The sequence below is a fragment of the Olsenella kribbiana genome (assembly GCF_036408795.1).
GTDB lineage: Bacteria > Actinomycetota > Coriobacteriia > Coriobacteriales > Atopobiaceae > Olsenella_L > Olsenella_L kribbiana.
The window spans coordinates 1-3,379 of sequence record NZ_JAZGJP010000036.1; the positions used below are offsets into that span (position 1 = coordinate 1).

Genomic DNA, 3,379 nt, shown 5'->3' on the forward strand with positions numbered 1-3,379 from the left:
GTCAAGGTCGCGCTCGACCCCACGCCCAGGCAGGCCCGCATGCTCCTGTCGCATGCGGGTGCCGCCCGGTTCGCATACAACGCAGGCCTTGCCCACGTCAAGGGGCAGCTTGAAGCAAAGGAAAGGCCCGACCTCTCGCACTACGCGCTCAGGCGCTGGTGGAATGCCAGCAAGGACGTCCTTGCCCCCTGGTGGGCCGAGAACTCCAAGGAGGCCTACTCCTACGGCCTCGAGTGCCTGTCCCGCGCGCTCAGGTCCTTCCTCGACTCAAAGCGCGGCAAGCGCAAAGGGAAGGCCGTCGGCTTTCCCAAGTTCAAGAGCAAGGCAAGTTCAACGCCTAAATTCGCCTACACGACCGGCTCGTTCGGCCTCATCGACGGCGACCCCAAGGCCCTCAGACTTCCGAGGATAGGGCGCGTCCACTGCATGGAGGACGTGGCACGCCGGGTCGGAGGTGCCCATGTGACGCGAATGACCGTTTCCTGTCATGCCGGTCGCTGGTTTGCCTCCCTCACGGTCGAGCGGGCGGACGTGACCTCTTCCCAGCCCAAGGGCCCCGCGGTGGGGGTGGACCTCGGCGTCTCCCACCTCGCCACGCTTTCCGACGGCACGGTCATCGGGAATCCCAGGCGCTACCAGGCATCGCTTCGCAGGCTCGCAAGGGCACAGCGCGGCCTCTCGCGCAGGCAGAGGGGGTCAGGGCGTCGCGCCAGGGCGAGGCACCGCGTCCAGCGCATCCAGGCCCGCGTCGCCAGCCAGCGCCGCGACGACCTCGAGAAGCTCACGACCCACCTTGCCAGGAGCTACTCGGAAATCTCAATCGAGGACCTCAACGTCGCGGGAATGGTGGCAAGCCACAACCTCGCCCAGGCCGTCGAGGACGCCTCGTTCGGCGAGTTCCGCCGCGAGCTCGAGTACAAGTGCGTACGCACGGGCACCACCTTGCACGTCATAGACCGTTGGTACCCAAGCAGCAAGACATGCTCGGGATGCGGGGCAGTGAAAGCCAAGCTGCCCCTCTCCGTGCGCACGTACCGCTGTGAGGCCTGCGGTCTCGTCATCGACCGCGACCTGAACGCCGCGATCAACATCATGGTCGCCGGGAGTGCCCCGGAGACCCTAAACGCGCGTGGAGGGGACGTGAGACCGGAGGGCCCCATGGTCCCGAGGCAGACCCCAGCGAAGCGCGAACCGGGCGGGCGCACAAGCGCCGCAAGGCCCGGAGCTGGCGGAGGCAACCCCGCCATGCAAGCTGGAACAAACTAGTTTGCAACGGATGCGGATGTAGTTCATGAGCTGTGTCACCATCATGATGCCGCCGATCGTGATGGCATGCTCTGAGACGCAGAGCCAGGCACCGAAGAAGAGGACTGTGATCTGCGAGATGGAGCCTGCGGCTTCTGCGATGACGGAGATGCCCTTCTCGCAGCGGCGCTTCGCCTGCTTGGCATCCTCGAGCTCCGTATTGGAGGCGAGGAAGCGCCTCTCTGCAGGCCCTTCTGCCTTGAAGCTCTTGATCTGGGCAAACCCTGCGATTATGTCATGCACTGCGGCGACGAAGTGCCCCATCTCGTCCGAGACGGCCTGCTGGCGGGGAGCCAGACGCTTGCCGGATACGACAGAGACCCAAAGCGACAGCAGGGCGCAGACGATGGTCCAGGTGGCCAGAGGCACGCTCTCCACGAAGAGCAGGATCACGGCAGAGAGGAACATCGGGATGTCTCTTGCCAGGGTCTCGATCTTCTCGAGATAGGTCGTCTCGATCGTCGTGATGTCGTTCGTGAAGGCAGATTCGTAGACAGAGGCACCTCCCCGATCGAAGGCGCCGATGCCCTTGTCGAGGAGCTTTGCGAAAGCATGCATCCGGTAGTTCGTGACAGCACGCCTCAGGAATGCGGGTGTGGCCTGCCTGAGGAGGAGGCAGATCGCTGCCTCGAAGACGATTGCGAAGGCTGCGAGTGCGGCTGAGAACCTCAAGCCCTCTATGGAAGCGGTGGCGATAGCGTCGAGGATGAGCTTCACGACCCAGGAGAAGAAGCTTCCCAAGAGTCCTTCGAGGATGCAGAGGATGGTGACAGCGGCAAGGAGCAGACGGTTGTGCTCGAGTATGGATGCCCAGAGCTCATCTTCGAGCCTGCTGCCTGCCGCAGAGGCTGCATGTTTCATGGCTATGCCTTTCTGATGAGAGCGAAGGGAATCTGGCTAATCGATCCAGATGCGGACGCGGTCTCCGCCATCTTCCACATCGACGAGCGTGCCTGCCTCGGAGAAGTCCATGGAGGAGGCGGCGCTCGAAAGGTCGACGCCGAGGCCTTCAAGGCCAGAGATGCTCGAGATGCCGCTCTTGAGGAATCCCTTTGCCAGGAAGAGCGGGATATTGAGGTTCACGACCTCGTCTGAATCGTCACCGTCGATGCACTGGATGTGCATGGTCTTGGGTCCCTTGCCAGATGTCTTCATCTCGCTGTCCTCAACTTTGTCCCTGCCGGAGAGGATGAGGGAGATGGGATGCTTGTGCTTCTTCGGGACAGCCTGGACCTCCACATGCTGGGGATCCTCTACGGATGATGCCTCTTCTGGAGCAGACTCTGTCTGGGCTTCCTCCTTCTCTTCCTCTGCCGGCTTGGCAGGAGCTGTCTTGGAAGGGGTGGTGCTGGCACCAAGGAGCTCATCTGTCGTCGTGCCGAGGAATGTTGCCAGAGGCACAAGCAGGCTGATATCGGGATAGTTCTGGTCATGTTCCCATTTGCTCACAGCCTGGGCGCTTACGCCCATCTCGCGTGCAAGCTTCTCCTGTGTCATGCCCTGCTCGATGCGCAGCCTTGCGATGCGCCTTCCCATGCTCTCTTTTGCGTCCATTGCTCTCTCCCTGCATGAAGGCCTGAGATTTCATTATCAGGCCGGATGAATGGTCTTTCGGGCGACGTCCTTTACGCTTTCCATTCTGCCCGCCTGGGGAGGCGAAACAATGACGGAAGAGTTGAGATGGGTGGAGATGTGCTCAACTGCGCCTCAACTCCAGGTTGAATCTGCAGGTCAGAGGCTTGATATGCCGAATCTTCCGCATATCGGTGAATGCTGCATGCGGCAGGGGATGCCCTTGTGCCGCATGCAATCGCACAGCAGTTCCAGGGGCTCTGATGGAACGGGGCTCGGCAGCGCCGGCTCGGGTGGAACAAGGCTGGTGTCTTGAATGAGAGCAGGCCGAATGGCTTAGAATCCCCTTGCTCCTGGGGCCGCAGCGCTGCCAATAGATCTTAATGGCTGAGGACCTCCGGCATAACCGCAGGAATTCCTGTCGCCGCTCCGCTGCATCATATGGATGAACGGCTGATGCATCCGGAGGATCGGGGGACGAGATGGCGAAGGGTCATGCAGG

2 protein-coding genes and 1 pseudogene are annotated in these 3,379 nt (G+C 61.8%); 1 reads left to right on the forward strand and 2 read right to left on the reverse strand.

The window, feature by feature from the left end:
• Positions 1 to 1,266: IS607 family element RNA-guided endonuclease TnpB (tnpB, locus tag VXJ24_RS11415; RefSeq protein WP_330973047.1), on the forward strand; the 1,266-nt coding region annotated here is incomplete at its 5' end.
• Between the two features lie 27 nt (positions 1,267 to 1,293).
• Here tnpB and VXJ24_RS11420 read toward each other — a convergent pair.
• Positions 1,294 to 2,166, reverse strand: a pseudogene (locus VXJ24_RS11420) (ABC transporter transmembrane domain-containing protein); the annotation flags it as partial.
• 36 nt (positions 2,167 to 2,202) lie between these two features.
• Positions 2,203 to 2,859: a helix-turn-helix domain-containing protein gene (locus VXJ24_RS11425; protein ID WP_330973048.1), complete on the reverse strand. Its 657-nt coding sequence runs from the start codon at positions 2,857 to 2,859 to the stop codon at positions 2,203 to 2,205.
• Between the last annotated feature and the right edge of the window lie 520 nt (positions 2,860 to 3,379).

What these genes read in the sequence shown, in the direction of transcription:
- VXJ24_RS11425 (WP_330973048.1), bottom strand. Translation starts at nt 2,859, where the DNA reads ATGGACGCAAAAGAGAGCATGGGAAGGCGCATCGCAAGGCTGCGCATC.